General features: G+C 73.9%; 1 protein-coding gene. It reads left to right on the top strand.

From position 1 onward, the window contains the following. A partial coding sequence (locus BEN49_RS28180; protein ID WP_204376141.1) for a hypothetical protein occupies positions 1 to 261 on the top strand: 261 nt, incomplete at both ends.

The raw sequence follows: 261 nt of genomic DNA, 5'->3' as shown, positions 1-261 counted from the left end.
GCTCCCGGCCGCTCGCTGGGGGCCCCACCGGGCGCCGGGGCCCTACTTGTTGCTGGCCAGGGCCAGCTGCACGCTGCCGTCGCCGAGGGCGTGCAGGGCCTGTTGCAAATCGGCATCGTGGGCGCCAGCAGCCCCTTCAAAATACACCATAATCGTTGCCCGGCTCCCGGCCGCTCGCTGGGGGCCCCACCGGGCGCCGGGGCCCTACTTGTTGCTGGCCAGGGCCAGCTGCACGCTGCCGTCGCCGAGGGCGTGCAGGGC

This window comes from Hymenobacter coccineus (assembly GCF_001816125.1).
Taxonomy (GTDB): domain Bacteria; phylum Bacteroidota; class Bacteroidia; order Cytophagales; family Hymenobacteraceae; genus Hymenobacter; species Hymenobacter coccineus.
The sequence above is the reverse complement of the archived record's forward strand: the minus strand, read 5'-3'. Positions and strand labels throughout refer to the sequence as shown.